The sequence below is a fragment of the Kitasatospora sp. NPDC057904 genome, from assembly GCF_042887925.1.
Lineage (GTDB): Bacteria > Actinomycetota > Actinomycetes > Streptomycetales > Streptomycetaceae > Kitasatospora.
On the sequence record NZ_JBHVOL010000001.1, the window covers coordinates 1,036,422 to 1,058,336 of the forward strand.

The following is a 21,915-nucleotide window of genomic DNA, read 5'->3' on the forward strand; positions in this document are numbered from 1 at the left end:
TATCGGGTCTCCCCCCGTGCCCGATCGGGCAATCAGCACATGGATCGGTCCTCAAGCACGCGCACTTCCGCCGACGGCATCGATCGCCTCGTTGACGATCTCGGCCTTCCGCGCCAACCTGACCCGGACTTCGGGGGTCAGGGATTCCATCGTGAGCTTGCCGTGCCTACCCTTGTTGATTTCTTCCAGGATGTTCCACGGCTCCACCCGATGGCCTTCTTCGAGCAGCATCTGGATGTTCGCCACGGATTGCCCTGCCTGATGGTCACGCCCTTCGTAGAGGCTCGCCAGCCGCAGCGTCAGGCGGGCGTTCTGCTCCCGGGCGGCCGTCTGAAGGGCGTGTGCACAGTCGTGATTCCGGTTGTCGGCGAGATCCGGCACTCCAGGACCGCACGGGGACCGGCTGATGTCCATCCTGATCACCCTGCCGACGGGCCATTCGCGAATTCCCGTCCAGCCCTTCGCACGGATCGCCGCGATGGCGCGCTGTTCGGCGTGCAGGCCGCCACCGGATCTGAACGTCCCGACGAACTCTCCGCACATCCACACCTGTGCCACGGTCGGCGTGCTCTGGCCGAATTCGATGTCACTCACGTCGAGGGCCATCCGCGCGGCCGACGAGGTGTCGACCGACTTGGTCGGGTTCACCGCCCCGCGCACCGACCACGCGCCGTTCCGAACCGCTGGAACGAGTTCGGTCATCCCGTATCTCGACTTGATCCCGGCGAACAGCACCGGAATCGCCTTGATGCCTACTGGACTTCCGGAGACCCGTCCGAGCAGCCGCGCGGCCGCATCCACCCCGCGATCCAGCCGACGCTGCTTCCCCTCGGGGGTGTCCTCCCCCTGAGCCTTGCTCCTCGCCCTGCCCAGGAGGCTCTTCCCCGCCGCGACGATCTTGCCGATCACCCAGTCGACGGCCTTCGTCACCGGGGCCTGGACCTTCTCCAGGATGCCCCGGATCTTCTCCGAGATGCCGCCGAGGCCCAGCAGGCTCGCGAGGAAGTCCAGGACCAGGGGCAGCGCCTTCGCCAGGGCCGCTTCGATCTTCGCGGGGATGCCGCCTCCGGCGCCCGCCGCGATGCCCTCGATCGAGTCCAGGACGGTGTCGACGAAGTCCTTGAGCCGGGCGGCCTGGTGGACGAAGAACATGATGACGTCGTAGATCGCCTTGCACGCCCGGACGAAGGCGGAGGCCGGGTTGAGCAGGGAGACGATCCACGTGACGCCGGCGGTGACGATCTTCTCCAGGACGAAGTCCTTGATCGCGCCGATCACCGTGTCCTTGAGGTCGCCGAGCTTCCCGAGGATCCAGCGCCACAGGCCGCCGACGCCCTCCGCCATCAGGACCCGGACCATCTCGAAGGAGCCCTCCAGCGCCCGCATCGCCGGTTCCGGGATCTGCCGCACCACGCGGGCCCGGATGTTGGCCCAGGTCAGGCCGAGGACCGACAGGACGAGCTTGAGGATGCCCTTGGCGTCCAGAGTCTCCGGGAGTTCGATGCCACCGGCCGCCAACCGGCCCAGCAGCCAGTCCTTCAGGCCCTGCTTCAGGTGCTCGCCGGCCCGGGCGGCGAAGCCGAGGACGCCGGACTTGACGGCGTCGACGAGGTGGCCGAGGAACTCGATCGGCTTCGCGATGATCCGCTGCACCGCGCCGGCCGCTCGCGAGGCGACGCCCGCGAGCAGGTCGGCGAGCTGCTTGACGGTCGCGGCGGTCTCGGCGAGGGCGTCCATCGCGGCGTCCAGCAGGCCCTTGTTCTCGGCCTGGAGGGCCTTGATCTCGTCGTCGACGGCGCTGCGCGCGGCGGTGTAGCGCTGGGCGAGGTCGTCCACCAGGGCCTTGGACTTGTCGTCGACGGCCGAATCCAGCTCCGCGAACCGCCCGCCGAACTCCCGGGCCGCGTCGGCGGCGAAGCGCTGGAGTTCGCGCGGCTGCCGGGCGACAATCCCGGCGGTCGCCTCCCGTCCGCGCGCGATCCTCGCCTTGGCGGCGGTGAGTTGACGGCCAATCAGATCGGCGACGTCCGAGATGACCGCACGCATCCTGGACTCGTAGAGGGCGCGCGAGAGTTGGAAGATCTGGCCCGCCTCCGCCGGAAGGCCGGTGAACTTGTCGGCGACCCACCGCGCCGCGCCCGAGACCCCGGCGTACCGCTCGTCCTTGTACCGCTGCATCCGGGCCTGGTGGTCGGCGGTGAAGGCCGCCTTGGCCTGGGCCTCGCCCTGGTCGAAGGCGGCGCCCACCTGACCGTCGAGGTCGGCGAGCAGCTTGTCGACATCGGACTTCGTCCCGTCGTAGACGGCCTTCAGCTCGGCGGAGACCTTCGCCCGCGCCTCCTCGTCGCGGGCCTTGGCGGCGGCCTGGCCGGCCGTCACGTGCGCGCCGGTCGTGGTCCGGGCCGCCGCCATTCCCTGCATCCCCGCCGCCCCCAGCGCCGACGCGGCGGAACGCTCGGCCGCCACCTTCTGCTGCTCGGCAGCGCGGAGGGCGGCAGGGGCGGTGGCGGCGTGGTGGTCGGCGGCCTGCTTGGCGGCGAGGGCGGATTCGAACTGCGGCTCGTTGGAGGCGGCGAGTTGGGCGGGCGTGAGGCCGGACTCGGCCATGGTGGCGTCGGTGCGCTGCGGGGTGGCGGAGAGGTCGGTCTGCGGGGGCGGGGCCGGGGCGACGGCCATCGCAGCGGGGTCGGGGGCCGACGGGGCGACGGCGGCGGGGCGCTCGGGCAGGGCGGTGACCGGCCGGTCGACCACGCGGGACGGGTCCGGAGGCTCGGCCGCCCGCTCGGCGACGTCCCGGGCCGAGGCCTGCCGGCCGGCGGTGACCTGACCGAGCACCTGGCTCCTGATCCCGTCGGCCCGGCCGGAGGAGGCGAAGGATTCGGCCTCGTCGAGGTTCTTCGGCGCCTGGGCGGCCACCGCCCGCTCCACGGCGGCCACGAAGGCGGCCTTGTCGAACGCGCCGGGCTTCGCGGCGTCCATCCGGCCGACCTGCGCCGCCTTGGCCTGCGCCTCCCGGTCGTCGGCCGGGGCGACGGCGGCGTCCTGTGCCGCACGCGCCTCGGCAGCGGGCGGGGGATGTCCGGCGAGGGCCCGGCCCTTGGCGCGGATCTCGCCGGCGGCGGCGCGGAAGCGGGGATCGTCCTGCGGCTGGGTCTTCGCGGGTGCCTCCGGGAGGCCGGAGGCGAGGCGCTGGACGGGCTGCGCCGCCCGCTGCGCGACCAGCCGGGACACCGCTGCATTGCCCGCCCCCGCCTGGAGGCGCCGCAGCGCGTGCGGGTCGAGCCTCCCCCGTGCGGGCGGCGGGCCGTCCCCGTGCTGGGTGGCCGGCGCGCGTGCAGGGGCCACCGCCTGGTCGTCGGAGCGCTCCGGGACGGCCTTCACGTGCGGCAGCCTCTCAACTGTCCTGGGACGCGGCTGCTTCGTCCTCCTCGGGCGCCTCCGTCCGCTGCACGAACAGGCCCTGCACCGAGGGCTCTTCCTCTTCCACGTCCCGCTGGACCGCCGGCACCGCCATCACCCGTTCGGCCGTCGCCGCCGCCTCCCGCTCGAAGCGGTCGCCCGGGTCGCTCACCGCGATGCCGCCCGCCGCCGGGGTGCCGTCGACCGGACCGGAGCGTTGCTGCACGACGTGGGTGAGCTCGTGGGCGAGCGTCGTCCGGCCCTGGTGGGAGCCGGGGTCGTAGGCGTCGCGCTGGAACACGATGTGCGAACCGACGGTGTAGGCATGGGCGTTGACGGCCTTGGCGGAGTCGTGGGCGGCACTGTCGGTGTGCACGCGGACGTCGCCGAAGTCGTGGCCGAGGCGGGCCTCCATATCCGAACGCACGTCCCCGTCAAGGGCGTTGCCGCCGGACGCGACGACGTCGTGCACGGGAGAGACCGGCGCACGCTCCTCCTCCAGCGCCGCGCCGACGGCGGCATTGCCCACCGCACGCTGCAGCCCGAGCAGACCGCCCGCTCCCAGCAGGCCCGCGCGCCCGCCCGCGGCCGCCCGGAGCAGCAGCCCGGCGTGGTCGTGCGGCGCCCGTTCGGTCCGGGGCCCGGCGTCGGCGAGCTGATCGGCCCCGAGTTCGTGATCGCGCATCCCATCACTCCCCAACCACGGTCGTCATCACCAGAGTTGCCCCCGGCCCGCACCGACCGCCAGGAGCACCCGACGTGCCGACCGGACACCCCGCGCTGCCCGAACGGGCACTACGCAGCGAGCCGGGTGAGCGCGTGGTACGGCCCGAACTCGCTCTCCAGGCACAGCCGCCCCAGCTTCCGGTACTCCCGCGCCACCGCCGCGATCAGGTCCGCCATGGCAACCGGGCGGCCGGCCTCGGCGGCCAGGTACGCGGCGGTGACGGCGGCGGAGCGGATGTCACCGCCGGCCAACTCGAAGGCTCTGCCGCAGAATTCGAGGTCGAGGTCGTCGGCGCGCGGCAGCGCGGGCCCGAGGCAGCGTGCCCAGAGCGCCGTCCGCTGGCCGGCCTCGGGCCGGGGGAAGTCGACGACCAGGTCGAGCCGGCGGGTGAAGGCGTCGTCGAGGTTGGCGCGCAGGTTGGTCGCGAGGACGGCCAGGCCGTCGAAGGACTCCATCCGCTGGAGCAGGTAGGCGCTCTCGACGTTGGCGTAGCGGTCGTGGGCGTCCTTGACCTCGGAGCGCTTGCCGAAGATCGCGTCGGCCTCGTCGAAGAGCAGCACGGCGTTGACCCCGGCGGCCTCGGTGAAGATGCGTTCGAGGTTCTTCTCGGTCTCGCCGACGTACTTGTCGACCACCGTCGCGAGGTCGACGGTGTAGAGGTCGAGGCCGAGGTCGCCGGCGATCACCTCGGCCGACATCGTCTTCCCGGTGCCCGAGTCGCCCGCGAACAGCGCCATGACGCCGCGCCCGCGCCCGCCGCCGGGCCGCATCGCCCAGTCGCCGAGCACGCGGTCGCGGTGCCGGGCCCGGGCGGCGAGTTCGTGCAGCCGGGCCAGGACGGGCGGGGGCAGGACGAGGTCGGCCCAGCCGACCGTGGGCCGGATCCGCCGGGCGAGGCGCTCCAGCCCGGCACTGTTCTGCGCGCGGGCGCCGTGCAGGAGGTGGTCCTCGGTGAGCGGGCCCCCGGCGAGGACGGCCTGCTGGTGCGCGGTCCGGACGGCGCGCTCCACCTGGTCGGGGGTGAGGACGAAGGCGGCGGCGGCGTCGTGGTCGACGGGTGCCCCGCCCAGCGCCGCCCGCCACAGTGCGGCCCGGGTGGCGGCGCCGGTGCGGGCCACGTCCACCAGGAGCGGCACGGCCGACGACCACTCGGGCTCCCAGGAGACGCGCCCGGTGAGCAGCACCTGGCACGGCAGCGCGGCCAACGCCCGGAGCAGTGCGGGACGTTCGGCGGCGAGTGCCTCCACGGGACCGGCGACGAGCCCGGCGCCGGTCAGGCCCGCCTCCCGGCCGGCCGCGACGACGGCCCCGGGCGCGGCCGGGTCGCGGGCGAGCTGCCCGAGGTCGAGGGCGAGTGCCCGGCGCCCGGCGATGCGCAGCGCGTCGGCGGCGAGGGTGCGGGCCGAGCCGCCGGGCGGTTCGCGCAGGTAGGCGAGGGCGAGGCCGCCGGCCAGCGCGGCGCCGAGCGGGGCGGCCGGGGTGCCCGGTTGCCCGGGTTCCAGTGGCGTGAGGAGGTCGGCGAGCCGGTGGTCGGGGGTGTCGTCCCCGAGCAGGTGCGCCGCGACGCGGTCGGGCACGCGCAACGACCGGCTGAGGAAGGGGCGTTCGGTCTCCTCGACGAGCAGGACTCCGCGGGCCACCAGGGGCGCGGTCGGGTCCAGCCGTCGGCGGGCGGCGGCCGAGGCGGCCGGGGCGCCGCACAGCGCCAGGGCGAGCCCGGCGGTGGGCCGGCGGCGGGTGACGTCGTCGTTGAGGTAGCCGTAGAGCTGTTCGAAGCGGCTGTCCAGGTCGGGTGCGAGGGCGACGAGGAGGAGTTCGGTGTCGAGCGGATTCAGGTCGAACTCCACGGCCAGCAAACGGAGTCGGAGGGTTCCTCCGGCCCGCTCGGCGGCGTCCGCCCGCTCCTCGACGGCCGCCAGCCGTTCGGCGTCCACCGCGTCGGGGGCGGGGACGGCCGACGGTTCGTCGAGGAGCCGGCGCACCGTCTCGTCGGAGAGGTAGAGGCCGCGGAACGGGTCGTCCGGTTCGGGGTCGGTGGCGCGGCGGGCGGTGACGGCCCGGCGCACCCGCTCCTCGACCAGGGCGAGCCGCTCCAGCAGGTGGGCGAGGCCGGGGTCGGTCATCGCACCCTCCGTCGGCGCGGCGCGGCGTGCACGGTGGCCGATTCCCCGGCGGGGGGCGCGAGTTCGCCGCTGCGCAGCACCAGGCCCTCCTGGACGGGCGGTCCGGCCCGGTAGACCGGGGCCACGGCGAAGGGCGCGCTCACCACGACGTCGAGCGAGGGTTTGAGCTCCCCGCCGAGCGCCGTCCAGACGTCCGCGAAGGCCCGGTCCTCGGGTGGCGGCAGCGCGATGCCGACGGGGACGGGCAGCCCGGTGGCGGCGAGCGCGGGGCCGAGGGCGTCGGCCGGCAGGGCGGTGTGCCGCAGGAAGCAGGCGAGCAGCGCGGACAGCAACCGGTGTTCGTCCTCCGGCCGTTGGGTCCAGGCGCTGATCAGGTACGAGAGCTTGAAGTAGCGGGGCGGCAGGGTCCGCGCGACGACCGTGCCCTGCTCGTCGTAGACGTTCTGCCGCCCGCGGGAGCCGCGCCGCAGGTCCTCCCTGATGTCGTACAGGTAGAGGTTGACGGTGGGGGTGTTGCGCCGGGCCGCCCAGTCGCGGGTGGGCGCGTCGAAGACCAGCTCGACGTCCGTGCCGTCCAGGGCCTCGGTCCGGACGAGGGTGCGCAGCGATTCGTCGACCTCGTGGATCACCGTGTCACCGCCGCTCCTGGTACTGCTGGGGCTGGAGGACGCCGGGCACGACCACGAACCCGGTGCGCACCTCGCCGAGGGCGGGCAGGTCGGGCAGCGTGGCGATCAGCTCGCGCGGGCCGAGGGTGTCCTGGGCGAGTGCGAGGACGGGCGCGGTGAAGGTGCCGTCCGGGGCCGCGGTCACCGGGGCGGCGGCCGCGGTCACGCCCGCGCTCCAGCGCAGGCGGACGGCGGCGCCGGGCGGGAAGCCGGTGCCGTGGGCGAGGGTGACGAGCCCGGGCGGGCCGACCTTCGGGTCGAGCGTGACGGCGGGGTCGACGACGGTCAGGGTGGCCGTGGCGCCGGCGCTCCGGCCCTGGGCGGTCGCGGTGCCGGTCACCGTGGCGCTCCCGGCGGCGGTGCCGGTGACCACGACGGCCACGCTCGCCTCGCCCCCGGGCGCCAGCGTGCCGAGCGCGCAGCCGGCGGGCGGACAGCCCTGCTCGACGTGCAGCCCGGGCGGCACGGCGGGTGTCAGTACGACGCCGCCCGCCGGGACCGCACCGCCGTTGCGGACGGTCAGGGTGACGGTGGCCCGCTGCCCGACGCGGATCAGCGCGGGGTCGGCGGCGGCGGTGACGACGAGCTCGGGCGAGCGCGTGTCGGGCGGTGTGGCGCTCGGCGTGCCGGTCGGCGGCGGAGGAGTGATCGTGGCCGTGACCGTGGGCGTCGCCGTCCCGGGATCGGTGATCACGACGCCCGCCCCCGCCGTCACCGGCTCCCCGTTCGAGCTGGTCACCGTCCCCGTGACCTGCCCGCCGAACGCCGCGTCACCCGTCACCACGACCTCCACCACCGTCTGCGCGCCCGGCCCGAGATCGCCGAGGACGCAGCCGGTGGACGGGCACGCGGGCGTCGCGGACACGACGCGCAGCCCGGCCGGCACCACGGGCGTCAGCGTCACGCCGGAGGCCGTCCCGTCGCCCTGGTTGCGCACGGTGAAGGCGACCGTCACCGGTTCGCCGGGCCGGACGGACCCGGGCGTCGCCGTGGCCGTGACGGCGAGACCGGGGGCGAGGACGGTGACCACGGTCTCCGCCTGGTCGTTCTCGGTCCTCGGGTCGAGCACGTCGCCGCCCGCCTGGGCGGTGGCCCGCTGGGCGCCGGTCGCCACGCCCTTGACGGTGAGCCGGACGGTGGCGCTCGCCCCCTTCGCCAGGCCGCCGAGCGCGCAGTGGTACGGCGTCGAGGCCGGGCAGGTGCCCTGCGAGGAGACGGGGACGCCGACCGCCTGGAGCCCGGCGGGCAGGGCGGGTCCGGCGGTGACGCCCTTGGCCGGGGCGGGGCCGAGGTTGGTGACGGTGAGGGTCAGTTCGGTCGTGCCGCCCAGGGAGACCTGCGGCTGCGCGGCCGTCAGGGCGACGGCGAGGTCGGCGGTGGGCTGCCAGGACGGGCGCCGGTGATCGGCGAGGTAGCGCGCGGGAAGGACCTGCCCGGTCCCGGTCGCCGCGTCGGCCACCGCGATCCGCCCGGACAGCGTTTCGCCGTTGCGGATCCCGGTGTCGAAGGCGAGCTGCCTGCCGTCGGGCGACCAGGCGGGGTCGGCGGGCTGGTAGAAGGCCACCGGCTGCGGCGGCGAGCCGTTGACCGGGCCGAGGGTGCGGCAGGTCGGGGCGGGCGGGATGACGCCGTGGCAGCTCGCGCCGTCGGGGCCGAGCTCCAGCAGGACGCGCAGCGGGCTGGTCGCGCGCGGCGGGCCGTTCGGCGGCGGGCAGAAGCCGGACGTGCACGAGGGCGGCGGGGAGTTCGGGTCGGGCGTGGCGGCCAGCAGCTTCCGGGCGAAGGCGAGCCCGCCGCCGTCGGGCGCGTACGCGGGGCGCTCGTCGAGGACGGGGCAGTCGGGGTCGCCGCACTGGGCGGCCGTGAGGTCCCGCTGGTCTCCCCCGGCGCCGGCCTCGACCGACCAGAGGTGCCGCACGCCGCTGACGGCGGCGAGCGCCGGGGCCTCGCGCAGGTCCGCCAGGTGGATGATCGGCGTGCACGTGCCGGCCCGCGAGAACGCGAGCCGGCTGCCGTCCGGCGACCACGCGGGGTCGGAGTCGGTGGAGGTGCAGTTGTAGCCGCTCCGGGTGCGCGCGGGGACGGTGAGGAGCACCTTCGCCTTGTCGACGCCGCCGGAGACGTCGGCCACGAGGATCCGGTCGGCCGTGCCCTGGACGCAGTCGGTGCAGCTCCGGGTGGTCTGGACGAAGGCGAGCCGCTTGCCGTCGGGCGACCAGGCCGGCTCGATCTGGTCCATGGCCGGGTCGATCCCCTGTCCGGCGAGCGCGGTGGCGCGGGAGGGGTCCGTCGCGTCGCCGACCATGACCCGGGTCGGCGGCCGGCCCGCGGTGGGCGCCGGGCTGCCCTGGGCGTACTCCGTCCGGGTGAAGGCGAGCCGTCGGCCGTCCGGCGACCAGGCGGGGTCGGCGGTGCTCTCCGTGCCGTCCACCGCCTGGGGCCTGAGGTCCAGCCGGTCCAGCGGCGGCGCCGGGTGGACGCCCTCGATCCGCGGCACGTACTCGGTGAGCCGCGTGACGAGGACCGTCGGCGTCCCGCCCGCCGGGGTGTACCACCCGGCCGACTCCACGGTGTTGTTGACGCCGTCCAGCACGGCCGTGCCGGGGCAGGCCGGGCAGGTGCCCGCCGGGTCGACGCGGAAGACGCCGTCGGAGAGGAAGGCCAGCGCGCCGCCGTCCGGCGACCACGCGACGTCGCTGTTCACCCACTGGCTCCGGGACCCCCGGGCGACCGGCCGCACGGCCCCGCCCCGCGCCGGGACCAGCGCCAGCTCCTGGTAGCCGCCCTGGACGGTGACGAAGGCGATCCGGTCGTGCCCGGCCCCGGCCGACGGCTCCCAGGCGGGCCGGTGCGCCGGGTCCGGGCCGGTGTCGACGGGCACCGCCGTACCGCCGGGCGCGACCGGGACCCGGAAGAGCTTCCCGCCGCGCTCGAACGCGAGCGCGCCGCCGTCCGGCGACCAGCTCGCCCAGCCGCCGCCGACCACCACGCGGCGCAGCTCGCCGCCGTCGGTCCTGGCCACCCAGATCGAGGCCGTGCGGTCGGCGCCGTCGGCCCCCGGAGTGTCCGGATCGGCGAGGGAGGTCTGCCGGCACCAGTCGCGGCTCGGGTCCGACGCGCCCGGCTGCCAGGAGGTGAAGGCCACCCAGGCGCCGTCCGGGGAGAGCACCGGGTGCTTGAGCCGCCAACCCGGCCGCTCCAGCAGCACCTTGACCGGCCCGGCGCCCTGGCGCCACAGCAGGCTCTCACCGGTGCCGCTGCGGTCGCTCACCCACACCACCGTGTCGCCGCGGGCGGACGGCTGGCAGTCGTCGCCCGCCTGGGCGGCGCCGAGCAGCGCGGTCAGCCGGCCGCCGTCGGCCAGGGCCAGGGCGCGGTGCTCCTGGTCCTCGGAGGTGTAGGCGATCCGCCCGGGCGCCGGTTCGGCCGCGGCGGGCGCCATCGGCTCCGGGCGCCCCGGGCGGACCGCCGCCGAGACGGCCACCAGCAGGGCCGCCACCAGCGCCGTCGAGAGCAGCGCCAGGAACGACCGCCGCAGCGGGCCCTGGGTCGTAACGCGTCGTCGCACCGTGTCCCCCCGGACGGTTCCCCCGCGCACGCCGGGGGCGGGCCGACGGCATCCGGATGCTCCTCCTCACCGCAACCCTGGCCGCCGCCACCCCGACCGGCAGCAGCGGCCGGGGCAGCGGTCCGGGTAGCGGTGCCTGCCCGATCGGGCCACGGGCGCCGTCGGATCAGCCCTCGCGCAGCGCGCACGCGACGCGGTCCGGCCCTCGGGCACGCGGCTCGGATCAGCCCTCGCGCAGCGCGCACGCGACACGGTCCGGCCCTCGGGCACGCGGCTCGGATCAGCCCTCGCGCAGCGCGCACGCGACGCTGTCCGGCCCTCGCGCACGCGGCTCAGATCAGCCCCTCGCGCAGCGCGTACGCCACGGCGTGCGAGCGGTTGCGCAGCTGGAGCCGGGTGGTCACCTCGTGCAGGACGTTCTTCACCGTCCGCTCCGAGAAGGAGAGTTCCTCGGCGATCTCCGCCGTGTCCCGGCCGGCCGCGACCAGCCGCAGCACCTCCACCTCGCGCGGCGCCAGCCCGGTGAAGGCCAGGCCGCGCGGGTCGAGCACCTGGCGCTGCAGGCGGCCCACCTGCTCCAGCAGACGGCCGAGGAGGTCCGCCGGGACGCTGCCCTCGCCGCGCGCCGCCGCGGTGATCACCTGCACCAGCCGTTCGGCCGTCGCCTCCCGCCGCCGGACCACCCCGACCACGCCGCACTCCACGGCCGCGACCAGCCCGGCGTCGTCCAGTTCGGTGCCGACCAGGACGATCCGCCCGGCCGCCGTGCGGCGCAGCTGGCGGAGCGTGCGCAGCGCCTCCTCCCCCACCTTGTCCACCGCGACGACCACGACGGTCCGCCCGTCCTCCCCGCCCGGCTCGTCGGGCCCGTCCGGCCCGGCGCCGTCCAGCAGGCGGACCTCCGGGCAGGTGCGCAGCTGGCCCGCCAGCCCGGCCCGTGAGACCGGGTCCTCGGCGGTGATCCGGACCGGGATCCGGTCGCCGCCGGTGTTGCCGTGATAGCGCATCGCGTCCTCCGCCCTCGCGCGCCCGGCCGTACCCGCGGGCGCCCCCGGCCCGGCGGTCGGCGGACCGCCGGGCGCTTCCCGTCCCGACGAGTCAACACCCGGCAAATCATCAGGCACTCCACAACGACTTAACGGGCAGCGGAACTGCCCCGAAGGCTGGCCGCCGGGCACCTGCCCGCCGCCGGACGGCTTCCTACGCTCGGCGCATGACGACCACATCGGCCCACCTCGACCCGTCCGCCGTCCAGGTGCTGCCCGGCGAGGAGGCGCAGGCCTCGCTGGAGGTGCGCAACGGCGGCGAGCTCGTCGAGGCGTACCGCTTCGAGGTGCTCGGCCCGGCCGGGGCCTGGACGGCCGTGGAGCCGGAGTCGCTCTCGCTCTACCCCGGGACGGCCGGGCGGGTCGTGCTGCGCTTCCGCCCGCCGCGGGAGAGCACGACGCCGGCCGGGCCGGTCCCGTTCGGCGTGCGGGTGGTGCCGCAGGAGCGGCCGGAGCAGGCAACGGTGCCCGAGGGCGTGGTCGAGGTGCTGCCGTTCGCCGGGCTGACGGCGGAGTTGACGCCCCGCATGTCGCAGGGGCGCGGACGCGGCCGGCACCAGGTGGCGGTGGACAACCGGGGCAACCTGCCGGTCTCGGTGACGCTGGCCGGCAGCGACCGGGGCGGGCTGCTGCGCTTCGCGCTCCCGGCCGCCGCGACGACGGTCGAGCCGGGGCGGGCGGTGTTCGTCCGGGCCGACGTGCGGCCCGCGCGGCGGCTGTGGCGCGGCACCGCCGTGCCGCACGCGTTCCAGATCGTGGTGACCCCGGGCGAGGGCGAGCCGATCGCGCTGGACGGCACCCACCTCCAGCGACCGGTGCTGCCCAAGGGCCTGTTGAAGGCGGCGATCGCGGTGGTGGCACTCGCCGGGGCACTCGCCGCGGCCTGGTTCGGGCTGCTCCGGCCGGCCGTGCGCTCGACCGCGAAGAACGCCGTGGCCGGCCCGGTCACGGCCGCCCAGTCGCAGGCGGCGGACGCCAAGCAGAAGGCCGCCGACGCCCAGGGCGCCGCCGCGGCCGCCCAGCAGGCCGCGCAGCAGGCGGCCTCGGGGGCGGGGACGGCCTCCCCGCGGCCGGCCGTGACGCCCGGCACCGGCCTGGTGCCGGCGCCGGGGGCGGCGCTCTTCTCCCAGCGGCTCAAGGCCACCGCCCCGGCCGGCGCCACCCGGACCGAGACCTACCAGGTGCCGGACGGCAAGACGCTGCGGCTGACCGACCTCGTCCTGGAGAACCCGCAGGGCGACGCCGGCACCATCACCATCGCCGTCGGCGACGCGCCCCTGCTCGCGCCCGCCCTGGAGAACTTCCGCGAACAGGACTTCCACTGGGGCTCGCCGATCCTCGTCGGCGAGAAGCAGAAGCTCACCGTCACCGTCACCTGCCGCCAGGTGGGCCTGCCGGCGAGCGGCCCGGCGCCCGCGACCTGCTCGGCGGCGGCGCTGCTGAGCGGCTCGCTGGAATAGCCGCAGCGGGAACGGGCCCTCGCAGCCGTCGCGGAAGTCCGGGCGGCTCCGCGTTGTTGGCACCGGGGAGAACCCTCTCTCACGAAGGGGTGCCAGGTGACCGACATCTCCGGGCCGGGCCGCGCCACCGACGAGGGTGCGGCGGCCCTCGACGCCTACTCGCGGATCGTGACCTCCGTCGCCGAGGCCGTGACCCCACGGGTCGCCGCCCTCCAGGTGCCCCGGCGCGGCCGGGGCGGCTGGTTCTCCACCGCGCTCGGCTCCGCCGTGGTCTTCACCGAGGACGGCTTCCTCCTGACCAACGCCCACGTCGTCGGCCACGCCGACGCCGGCACGCTCGCCTTCGGCGACGGCACCAGCGCGCCGTTCCACACCATCGGCACCGACCCGCTCTCCGACCTCGCCGTCCTGCGCGCCGACGGCGCCACCCCGCCGCCGGTGCGGCTCGGCGAGGCCACGGCACTGCGCGTCGGCCAGTTGGTCGTCGCCGTCGGCAATCCGCTCGGGCTGGCGGGCACCGTCACGGCGGGCGTCGTCAGCGCCCTCGGCCGCTCGCTGCCCGCGCGGGCGGGCAGCGCCGTGCGGGTCATCGACGACGTCATCCAGACCGACGCCGCCCTCAACCCCGGCAACTCCGGCGGCGCGCTCACCACGGCGGACGGCGAGGTGGTCGGCATCACCACGGCAGTCGCCGGCAACGGCCTCGGTCTCGCCGTCCCCATCAACGCGACCAGCCGGCAGATCATCGCCGCCCTCCTCGCCGAGGGCCGCATCCGCCGCGCCTACCTCGGCCTCGCGGGCGTCCCCGCACCCCTGCCGCCCGCGCTGCGCCGGCGCACCGGGCAACAGGCGGGCCTGCGGATCGTCGAGGTCGTCCCGCACGCCCCCGCCGCCCGGGCGGGCCTCCGCCAGGGCGACCTCCTCCTCACCGCGGCCGGCGAGCCGATGAGCACCGCCCAGTCCCTCCAGCGCCTCATGCTCGCCGACGCCATCGGCCACCCCCTGCCCCTCACCGTCCTGCGCGGCGACGCCCTCGTGGACGTCATCGCCACGCCCACCGAGCTCCACGCGGACGACTGACATCCATCAGCGCATCCGGCCGACCGCCCGGACGGACCGGCGTGGGTCTTTGACGGTCCGTCACCACCGGTGCTGGGGTGACCCCATGGAGCCCATCGAACGCATCCGGCAGGCGATCACCCACGAGCGCGAGGAGTGGCGGGCCTGGCTCGCCGGGCTGCGGGCCGGCCGGGCGCCGGCCCCGCAGGGCCGGATCCGGCACGTCTTCGTCCTCGTCCTGGAGAACCGCTCCTTCGACCACATGCTGGGGGTGTCGACGGGCACGGTGACCGACGGCGTCCTCCATCACGGCGTCGGCACGGACGCGGTGACGGGCGCGCCGGCCACCGTCGACGGCCCCGACACCGGCGCGAGCAACCACCACGCGGGCACCGCGTACCCCGTGCGGATCGGCGCGCCCTTCGCGCTGCCCGTCGACCCGCCGCACGAGTTCTGCGACGTCCGGCTCCAGCTCGCCTCGACCCCCATCACCGGCAGCCCGCACGACGACCGGTGCGCCTACGACGGCACCTACCCGCCGATCACCCTGGGCGGCTTCGTCGACAACTACGCCAACGAGGCGACGGTGAAGAAGGACGCGGAGGGCCTCGCCGACCCCGGCGCCGTCATGGCCTGCTTCACCGCCGAGCAGCTCCCCGTCCTCAGCACCCTGGCCCGCGAGTTCGCCGTCTGCGACCGCTGGTTCTCCGCCCTGCCCGGGCCGACCTGGCCCAACCGCTTCTTCCTGCACGCGGCGAGCTCGGCCGGCCTCGACCACAGCCCCGACCCGGTCGACACCGTCCGGTCGCGCCTGAGCGGCTACACCTTCGAGCACGGGACGCTCTACGAGGCCCTGGACGACAAGGGCCTGCCGTGGCGCGTCTACGCCGGCGACGCCCTGCCCCAGGTCAGCGCGCTGGCCGGGATGGACCTGGCGACGACCGTCGAGCACTACCACCACCTCGACGACCTGGCCGAGCACCTCCAGGACCCCGCGTACCCGGCCGCCTACACCTTCATCGAGCCGGACTACGGGCACGTCCTCACCCACGGCGGCGACTTCCGCTGCGGCAACAGCCAGCACCCGCTCGACGACGTGACCGACGGCGAGGCCCTGATCAAGAACGTCTACGAGGCGCTCCGGCGCTCGCCGCTCTGGGAGTCCAGCGTGCTCGTCATCACCTACGACGAGCACGGCGGCTTCTACGACCACGTGCCGCCGCCCGCCGCCGTCCCGCCGGGCGACCGGACCGACCCGGAGCACAGCGCCCACGGCTTCCGCTTCGACCGGCTCGGCGTCCGGGTGCCCGCCGTCGTCGTCTCGCCGTGGGTCCCGGCCGCCGCGCCGGGCGACCGGGCCGGACGGAACTGCAACCTGATCGACCACACGCAGTACGACCACGGCTCGCTCCTCGCCACCGTGGAACGGCTGTTCGGACTGGCCCCGCTCACCGACCGCGACGCGCGCGCCAACGACTTCCTCCACCTGCTCTCCGCCGACGCCCCGCGCGACACGCCCGGCACCCTGCCCGACCCGGCCGAGTCGGGCGTGACCTGGAAGGCGGAGGCCGCCGCCCCCGCCGATCCCGGCCGGCCCGTCACGGCGACGCTGCGCGGGTTCGTCGAGACGGCCGCGATCCAGGAGGCGCGCCTGCACCCGGAGGAGCACGACCGGATCCGGCGGCGGGCCGGCGGGATCGGGACGGTGGCCGACGCCGAGCGGTACCTCGCGGACATCACCGCGCAGTTGGGCCGGGCCGGGCTGCGCATCGCCCGCCCGCCGCGGAGCTGAGGGCCCTATCCGGGCTCAGGCGTACTCGCGCAGGCGCGGGCGGACACCCGCGACGACGAGGGCCAGTGCCACCGCGAGCACGGCGGCGCCGAGGGCCGCCGTCACCGCGTCCAGGTCGTCGTCCGTCGCCGCGACGGCCCGGTCCATGGCCTTCTGGTTGATCGCCTGCACGTCGTCGACGGCGGCCGCCAGGCGGGCGAAGTCGGCGTTGGACTCACCGGCGGCGGTGCCCGTGTCGAAGGCGATCGCCTCCTTGAGGCGCCCGGCCGCGTTGAGGTCGCGGATCTTGTGGTCGTCGCGCTGGTAGTCCTGGAAGGCCGCCAGCACCCGCTCGGCGGCGTCCTGTTCGCCGACGAAGGTGATGTTGTGCAGTTCGTCGCCGAGGAAGCCGCCGAAGCCGATCGTCGTGTGGTCGGCCCGGTGGTGGTCCGCGAGCGGGGCGAGGGCGGCGGGGTAGCCGGCCAGGGTGGTGCCGCCGACGCGGGCGAAGGACTGCGTCTTGTCGAAGTAGCTCTGCTCGTAGGCGGCCGCCCGGCTCGGGTCGCTGAGGAAGCGGCTCTCGTCGGCGTTGAGGTCGTAGGCGGTCGCCCGGGCGCGGCTGAGCGCGATGACCGAGTCGAAGGCGTCGTGCTTGGCGACGACGAGGTGGTCGGCGGCCCGGTTCACCAGGACGACGCCGCCCACGAGCCCGCCGAGGGCGAGCAGGGTCGCGGCGGCGACCGGAGCGTTGAGGACGCGCCGGTACCGGACGGCGAGCAGCCGCTGGAGCCCGGCGAGGGCCGCGAGGGCGAGCACCCCGGCGGCGACGATCCACCAGCGGCCGCTGCCGAGGTCGCCGCGTTCGGCGGCGAACCGGCGTTCCACGGTGCCCGCGTTGGCGGCGGTGACGCTGTCGGCGGCGGGCAGGAGGCGCTGGCGCAGCAGGTCGGTCGCGGAGCGGTACGCGGCGAGGGCGTCCGCGGGCGGGCGTCCCGCAGCGGCGTGGGCCTGGTCGTCGAGGAGCTGGGCCTGGGCCACGAGGGCCTGGTAGCGGCCGAGTTCGTCGATGACGGTCTGGACGGCGGCGCGCCCGGCGGGGTCGTCGGCGGTGGCCTCGGCGACCTGCTGGAGGTCGGTGGCGGCCTGGTTCCGACCCTGGTCGTAGGTGTCGAGGCTCTCGCGGCGGGCCTTGGCGAAGTCCGGGTCGGCGCCGTAGAGGAGGAGGTTGGCGGCCTGCGCGTCCATGTCGTTGAGCGCGAAGTAGAGGTCGGCGGAGCGGACGACCTGCGGGGCGGCCTTGTGCCCGATGGCGTCGGTGCCGTCGTGGGCACCGCCGAGGACGGTGGCGGTGACGACGCCGGAGAGGGCGAGGGCGGCGAGGCAGGTGCCGGTGAGGACGCGGACCAGCCGGGGCGTGGTCCAGGTCCGGCGTGCCGCCGGTCTCCGGGGCTTCCACGGGCGGGGGGCGCGCGGCCCGGCGGGCGGTCCGGCCGTGGCGGGGCTCGCCTCCCCGGGCGATTCCGCTGTCCGAACGACGACCGTACCGCTCGACGTACCTGTAGGCATCGCCGCGCGCCCCCTTCACCTGTTTTCCACCGGCTGCCGAAAGTCCCGGAGGAACCGGCCGGGACCCGGGGTCGGCGCGGTTCGCCGACGGGCCCTTGCAAGCCCGGCGCCGAACCGTTTCTGCGCAGCTCACGCTAGGTTCGCCGGGCGCCCGGCCGACCGTTCCTGACGACTCCCTGACGCGCCGCCCGCCGATCTTTACGCCGCCTTGGCGGCCGCGTCGGACGCCCGGGGCCGGGGCCCAGGCCGGACGCCGGGTCAGAGGCCCGGCCGCCGCCCGAGGCGCACGCTCGCGACCCGGACCGTCCGGCGCGGCACGGCGCTCGGCAGCGCCACCAGCAGCGCCGCGGCCGTGAACAGCGCGAAGTGGCCGCCCTCCGGCCACGGGCCGGACCAGCCCAGCTCGGCGTGCCGGTGCTCGGCGAACGCGTTGCAGCACAGCCAGGCCGACAGCCCGATCACCGGCGCCGCCGACGGCCGGGAGAACGCGCCCGTCAGCCCGCTGAGCGCCGCGTACGCGGCCAGGGCGAACCAGCCCGAGTGCAGTTCCCCGAGCGTGCCGAGGCCGAGGGCGAGGACGCCCCCGGCGACGAGCGCGACGGTGCCGGACACCGCCACCGCGAGCCGGTCCACGACCGGGCGGTAGCGCTGCCCGCCGGGGCGCGCCGAGTACATCCGCACGGGCGACTACCCCTTCGTGCCGACGAGTTCGGGCACGTGGCCGATCGGCAGGTGCCACCGGGTGCGCCGGTGCAGGGCCTCCAGCTCGCGCTGGAGCGGCGGGGCCGGGACGGTCAGCACCGGGCAGGCGGCCTCGCGCAGGCAGTGGGACGCGACGGAGCGCCGGAAGCCGCGGCGCAGCAGGCCGCCGCCGTGCCCGAGGACGAGGAGGTCGTCGGGGCGGTCGGCGATGTGGACGAGCGCCGGCCCGGTCTCGCCGCGGACGACCACCGGGTGCACCGGCACCCCCGGGTCGGCGCCGGCGAAGGCCGCGTCGAGCGCGTCGCGCAGCCGTTGGTCGGCGGCGTCGCGGGCGGCGGTGAGCAGCGGCGGGCAGGGCGAGCGGCGGTAGCCGAGCTCGCCGCCCGGGGGCTCCCAGGCGAGGACCGGCACCAGCGCGGCGCCGGTGCGCCGGGCTTCGGCGGCGGCGCGGTGCAGCGCCGCGAGGCTGCCCAGTGAGCCGCTGACCCCGACCACCACCCGGGTGGTGCCGCAGTCGTCGTACCGCCGGTTGCCGTGCATGGTGTCGTCCTCGGGTCGTCGTTCGCGGGCCGCCGTTCACCGCGGTGCCGCGTTCGCCTCCAGCCAATCGCCGGAAGAACCACGGGTGGCGTTTCTTGGCGCTTCCTTGACGCCCGGGGCGGCCTTCCGAGCGCGTTCCATACGCCGGGCCCGGGGCCGTGGCCGGGTTCGCCCCAGGACGGCGCCCGTGACCTGCGGCTTTGTGGCATGCAACAAGGCGCGTCCGGAATCCGGAGGCGGCGGTTCGTCCGGATCGCCCCTATTGCGGCGGCGACGGGTGGCGAAGGATTGGCAGGCCGTCCGGAGTGACCGATTCCGGGCGGATTCCTGCACCAGAAGGCTTCCCTCATGCCGCAGAGCACCCACATCGAGCAGTACGGGGTGGACACCATCCCGGACGCCGACCGCACCAGCACTCCCCGGGACGTGGTCAGCATCCTCGTCGGTTCGAACCTCGCGTTCGGCGTCGTCGTGTTCGGGTGGCTGCCGGTCTCGTTCGGGCTCTCGTTCTGGGCGAGCCTGAGCGCGCTGGTGCTCGGCACCGTCGCGGGGATCGTGCTGACGGCGCCGCTCGCGCTGGTGTCGCTGCGCACCGCGACGAACCTGTCGACCAGCTCGGGCGCGTTCTTCGGCGTGCGCGGGCGGCTGATCGGTTCGGTGGTCGGCCTGCTGCTGTCGCTCGGGTACACGGCGCTCGCGCTGTGGGTGGGCGGCGACGTGGTGGTCGGGGCGCTCAACCGGATGCTGGGGCTGCCCGCCGACGGCGTCGCGTACGTGGCGACGTACAGCGTGCTGGCGGTGCTGAGCGCGACCGCGGCCGTGTTCGGCTACCGGCTGCTGCTGAAGCTGGAGCGGGTGCTGATGTGGGCGATGGGCGCCCTGCTGCTGGCCGGGCTGTTCGCGTTCGCCCCGCACTTCGACGGCTCGGCGCACGGCGCCTACCTGCTGGGCGGATTCTGGCCGACCTGGCTGCTGGCGGTGGTCGCGGCCGGGCTGAGCGGGCCGATCGCGTTCATCACCCTGCTGGGCGACTACACCCGGTACGTCTCCCCGGCCCGGCACGCGCCGCGCAAGGTGCTGTGGTCGACGTGCCTGGGCCTGTTCCTGGGCCTGCTGATCCCCCAGGTGTTCGGCACCTTCACCGCCGTCGCGACCGGCGCGGGCAACGACTACGTGCACGGGCTGATCGCCGGCGCCCCGGCCTGGTTCCTGCTGCCGCTGCTGATCAACGGGCTGCTGGGCAGCGCGGGCAACACCGGCCTGATGCTGTACAGCATGGGCCTGGACCTGGACGCGATCCTGCCGCGCGCCACCCGGCTGCAGGCCACCTACGTCGTGGCGGCGCTCTCGACCGTGCTGGTCTTCCTGGGGCACTTCGTGTGGAACGCGCAGGACGCCGTCACCTCCTTCGTGCTGGTGCTGACCGCGATCGGCGCGCCCTGGGCCGTGATCACGCTGATCGGGCACCGGCGCTTCCGCGGCGACTACGACCAGCACTCGCTCCAGGTGCTCAACCAGCGCACCCGCGGCGGCATCTACTGGTACCGGGGCGGCTGGAACGTCCCGGCGACGGTGGCCTGGGCGGCGGGCAGCGCGCTCGGCCTGTGCGCGGTGGACACCCCGGCCTACCAGGGGCCGCTGCTGCCGCTGACCGGCGGGATCGACCTGAGCTTCGTGCTGTCGGGCGCGCTCGCGGCCGCGCTCTACGTGCTGCTCTCGCGCGGGGCGCGCGGCAAGGCGCCGGCGCTGCCGAAGCGGGAGGCGGTCCTGGAGACGACCTCCGAAGCGGTGCACTGAGACCGCATGGTGCTATCGTCAGTAGCACCATGTTGCTGAAGCTGGACATCGGCGACGCCCGTCCCCTGCACGAGCAGGTGGCGGGCGCGATCCGTCGGGCCGTCGCCGAGGGCGAGTGCGCCCCCGGTGACAAGCTGCCGCCCGCCCGGGACCTCGCGCGGGCCCTCGGTGTCAACACCAACACCGTCCTGCGCGGGCTGCGCGCCCTGCGCGACGAGGGCGTGCTGGAGTTCCGCCGCGGCCGCGGCATCACGATCGCCGCCGACGCCGGATCGCGCGCCGAACTGGTCGACCGTGTACGCGAGTTGATCGCGGACGCGGCCCAGGCCGGCTACAGCAGGAACGATCTCGTGGATCTGATCAGGGGGATGCCGTGAACGACTCGGAGCCTGTAGTACCCACCGCGACGGAGCGAGGGCCACGCCGGGGAGGGCCCTGGGCGGCCGCGGCCTTCGCGGCCGGCGTGCTCGGGCTGCTCGTCGCACTCCCGCTGGCGGCGGCCGACCGGCTGCCGGACCCGGTGGCCACCCACTGGAGCGGCAGTCGGCCGGACGGCTCGATGTCGCTCACCGCCGCCGCGCTGTTCCCCGCCGTGATCTGGCTGGGCCTGGTCGCCCTCGCCGCCGTCGTCCGCCGCTTCCGGGGCCGCCAGGCGCCGGGCGCGCCCGGGGCGATCCTGGCCGCCGGCGGGGTGCTGCTGAGCGGCGCCCAGGCGTCGATCGTGCACGCCAACCTCGACCGCGCACGCTGGCAGGACGCCGCCTCGATGGACGCCTGGGTGATCCTCATCGTCCTGACGACGGGCGCCGCCGGCCTCGTCACCTGGCTCGCGACCCGCACGCCCGCCACCGGCACCGCCCCCACCGGCCCGCGCGGCCCGGTCATGACGCTCCCGGCCGGGGAGCGGGTGGTCTGGCTGTCCCGCACCTCCAACGTCTGGATGCAGCTCGCCGCCGCCGTCCTCGGCCTCGGCGCGGCCGGCACCGCCCTGGCCGGCGCCACCGGGCTGACCCCCGGGCACTGGCCGCTCACCACCACGCTCGCGATCCTCGCGCTGACCGTCCTCGCCTGCTCCTCCGTGCAGGCCCGGGTCACCACGAAGGGCCTGGACGTCGGCTTCGGCCCGTTCGGCTGGCCCCGGCGGCACTGGTCCCCCGCGGACATCGGCGCGGCCCGCGCCGAGCGGCGCACCGCCGCCCAGGCCGGCGGCTGGGGCTACCGGGTCAACGGCCTCGGCACCACCCTGATGCTCCGCGGCGGCGACTGCCTCGTCGTCGAGAGCCGCCAGGGCCACCGGTTCGCCGTCAGCGTCGACGACGCCGAACGCGGCGCCGCGCTTCTCAACTCCCTCGCCGAACGGGCGAAGGCCACGACGGCCTGAGCTCCCCCGCCACCTTCCGCAGCCCGGGACGGGTGCCGTCCCGGGCTGCGGCGTTCCGTCCCGGCTGCGGCGTTCCGTCCAGGATCCGGGCGCGGAGGCCGTGTCGTG

15 protein-coding genes are annotated in these 21,915 nt (G+C 75.8%); 6 read left to right on the plus strand and 9 right to left on the minus strand.

Annotation, left to right across the window (positions count from 1 at the left end; translation table 11 throughout):
• Nucleotides 1–51: 51 nt before the first annotated feature.
• The 6 genes from ACFVSN_RS04785 to ACFVSN_RS04810 all read right to left on the minus strand — a co-directional run bounded on the left by ACFVSN_RS04785 (nucleotide 52) and on the right by ACFVSN_RS04810 (nucleotide 11,492).
• Nucleotides 52–3,381, minus strand: a complete 3,330-nt coding sequence (locus ACFVSN_RS04785; RefSeq protein ID WP_387593677.1) for a hypothetical protein — start codon at nucleotides 3,379–3,381, stop codon at nucleotides 52–54.
• A 13-nt stretch (nucleotides 3,382–3,394) separates the two neighbouring features.
• The gene (locus tag ACFVSN_RS04790) at nucleotides 3,395–4,084 is read right to left on the minus strand and encodes a DUF4157 domain-containing protein (RefSeq protein ID WP_387593675.1); all 690 of its coding nucleotides are present in this window, start codon (nucleotides 4,082–4,084) and stop codon (nucleotides 3,395–3,397) included.
• Between the two features lie 110 nt (nucleotides 4,085–4,194).
• Nucleotides 4,195–6,249: an ATP-binding protein gene (locus ACFVSN_RS04795; RefSeq protein WP_387593673.1), complete on the minus strand. Its 2,055-nt coding sequence runs from the start codon at nucleotides 6,247–6,249 to the stop codon at nucleotides 4,195–4,197.
• The gene (locus ACFVSN_RS04800) at nucleotides 6,246–6,878 is read right to left on the minus strand and encodes a DUF4255 domain-containing protein (RefSeq protein WP_380442641.1); all 633 of its coding nucleotides are present in this window, start codon (nucleotides 6,876–6,878) and stop codon (nucleotides 6,246–6,248) included. Before ACFVSN_RS04800 ends, ACFVSN_RS04795 begins: the two co-directional genes overlap by 4 nt.
• A gap of 4 nt (nucleotides 6,879–6,882) precedes the next feature.
• Entirely contained in the window at nucleotides 6,883–10,485 is a 3,603-nt protein-coding gene (locus ACFVSN_RS04805) for a hypothetical protein (RefSeq protein ID WP_387593671.1), read from the minus strand.
• 332 nt (nucleotides 10,486–10,817) lie between these two features.
• On the minus strand, nucleotides 10,818–11,492 hold the full coding sequence (locus tag ACFVSN_RS04810; RefSeq protein ID WP_380442645.1) for a response regulator transcription factor: 675 nt from the start codon (nucleotides 11,490–11,492) through the stop codon (nucleotides 10,818–10,820).
• 206 nt (nucleotides 11,493–11,698) lie between these two features.
• On the opposite strand from ACFVSN_RS04810, the gene ACFVSN_RS04815 reads away from it, so the two are divergent.
• From ACFVSN_RS04815 to ACFVSN_RS04825, 3 genes are all read left to right on the plus strand, one after another.
• Complete coding sequence (locus ACFVSN_RS04815; RefSeq protein WP_387593670.1) at nucleotides 11,699–12,991, plus strand: hypothetical protein; 1,293 nt, start codon at nucleotides 11,699–11,701, stop codon at nucleotides 12,989–12,991.
• Between the two features lie 96 nt (nucleotides 12,992–13,087).
• Nucleotides 13,088–14,071, plus strand: a complete 984-nt coding sequence (locus tag ACFVSN_RS04820; RefSeq protein WP_380507389.1) for a S1C family serine protease — start codon at nucleotides 13,088–13,090, stop codon at nucleotides 14,069–14,071.
• Between the two features lie 85 nt (nucleotides 14,072–14,156).
• Nucleotides 14,157–15,842, plus strand: a complete 1,686-nt coding sequence (locus ACFVSN_RS04825) for an alkaline phosphatase family protein (RefSeq protein WP_387593668.1) — start codon at nucleotides 14,157–14,159, stop codon at nucleotides 15,840–15,842.
• A gap of 15 nt (nucleotides 15,843–15,857) precedes the next feature.
• On the opposite strand, the gene ACFVSN_RS04830 is transcribed toward ACFVSN_RS04825, so the two are convergent.
• The 3 genes from ACFVSN_RS04830 to ACFVSN_RS04840 all read right to left on the minus strand — a co-directional run bounded on the left by ACFVSN_RS04830 (nucleotide 15,858) and on the right by ACFVSN_RS04840 (nucleotide 18,629).
• Nucleotides 15,858–17,387 (minus strand): hypothetical protein, encoded by a 1,530-nt coding sequence (locus ACFVSN_RS04830; RefSeq protein ID WP_387593666.1) that lies wholly within the window; start codon nucleotides 17,385–17,387, stop codon nucleotides 15,858–15,860.
• Nucleotides 17,388–17,645: 258 nt separating this feature from the next.
• Nucleotides 17,646–18,068, minus strand: coding sequence for a hypothetical protein (locus ACFVSN_RS04835; RefSeq protein WP_380442655.1), 423 nt, complete (start codon nucleotides 18,066–18,068; stop codon nucleotides 17,646–17,648).
• 6 nt (nucleotides 18,069–18,074) lie between these two features.
• Nucleotides 18,075–18,629 (minus strand): universal stress protein, encoded by a 555-nt coding sequence (locus ACFVSN_RS04840; RefSeq protein WP_380442657.1) that lies wholly within the window; start codon nucleotides 18,627–18,629, stop codon nucleotides 18,075–18,077.
• Nucleotides 18,630–18,977: 348 nt separating this feature from the next.
• Here ACFVSN_RS04840 and ACFVSN_RS04845 point away from each other — a divergent pair, with 348 nt between their 5' ends.
• From ACFVSN_RS04845 to ACFVSN_RS04855, 3 genes are read left to right on the plus strand one after another with little or no spacing between them, the layout of a single operon-like run.
• Nucleotides 18,978–20,426, plus strand: coding sequence for a purine-cytosine permease family protein (locus ACFVSN_RS04845; RefSeq protein WP_387593664.1), 1,449 nt, complete (start codon nucleotides 18,978–18,980; stop codon nucleotides 20,424–20,426).
• Between the two features lie 29 nt (nucleotides 20,427–20,455).
• The gene (locus tag ACFVSN_RS04850) at nucleotides 20,456–20,803 is read left to right on the plus strand and encodes a GntR family transcriptional regulator (RefSeq protein ID WP_380442661.1); all 348 of its coding nucleotides are present in this window, start codon (nucleotides 20,456–20,458) and stop codon (nucleotides 20,801–20,803) included.
• Nucleotides 20,800–21,807: a DUF1648 domain-containing protein gene (locus ACFVSN_RS04855; protein ID WP_387593662.1), complete on the plus strand. Its 1,008-nt coding sequence runs from the start codon at nucleotides 20,800–20,802 to the stop codon at nucleotides 21,805–21,807. Before ACFVSN_RS04850 ends, ACFVSN_RS04855 begins: the two co-directional genes overlap by 4 nt.
• The last annotated feature ends 108 nt before the right edge of the window (nucleotides 21,808–21,915 follow it).

Coding starts and splice junctions, on each gene's coding strand:
- ACFVSN_RS04790 (WP_387593675.1), bottom strand. CDS start 4,084: ATGCGCGATCACGAACTCGGGGCCGATCAGCTCGCCGACGCCGGGCCC.
- ACFVSN_RS04795 (WP_387593673.1), bottom strand. CDS start 6,249: ATGACCGACCCCGGCCTCGCCCACCTGCTGGAGCGGCTCGCCCTGGTC.
- ACFVSN_RS04810 (WP_380442645.1), bottom strand. CDS start 11,492: ATGCGCTATCACGGCAACACCGGCGGCGACCGGATCCCGGTCCGGATC.
- ACFVSN_RS04815 (WP_387593670.1), top strand. CDS start 11,699: ATGACGACCACATCGGCCCACCTCGACCCGTCCGCCGTCCAGGTGCTG.
- ACFVSN_RS04825 (WP_387593668.1), top strand. CDS start 14,157: ATGGAGCCCATCGAACGCATCCGGCAGGCGATCACCCACGAGCGCGAG.
- ACFVSN_RS04830 (WP_387593666.1), bottom strand. CDS start 17,387: ATGCCTACAGGTACGTCGAGCGGTACGGTCGTCGTTCGGACAGCGGAA.
- ACFVSN_RS04840 (WP_380442657.1), bottom strand. CDS start 18,629: ATGCACGGCAACCGGCGGTACGACGACTGCGGCACCACCCGGGTGGTG.
- ACFVSN_RS04845 (WP_387593664.1), top strand. CDS start 18,978: ATGCCGCAGAGCACCCACATCGAGCAGTACGGGGTGGACACCATCCCG.
- ACFVSN_RS04850 (WP_380442661.1), top strand. CDS start 20,456: ATGTTGCTGAAGCTGGACATCGGCGACGCCCGTCCCCTGCACGAGCAG.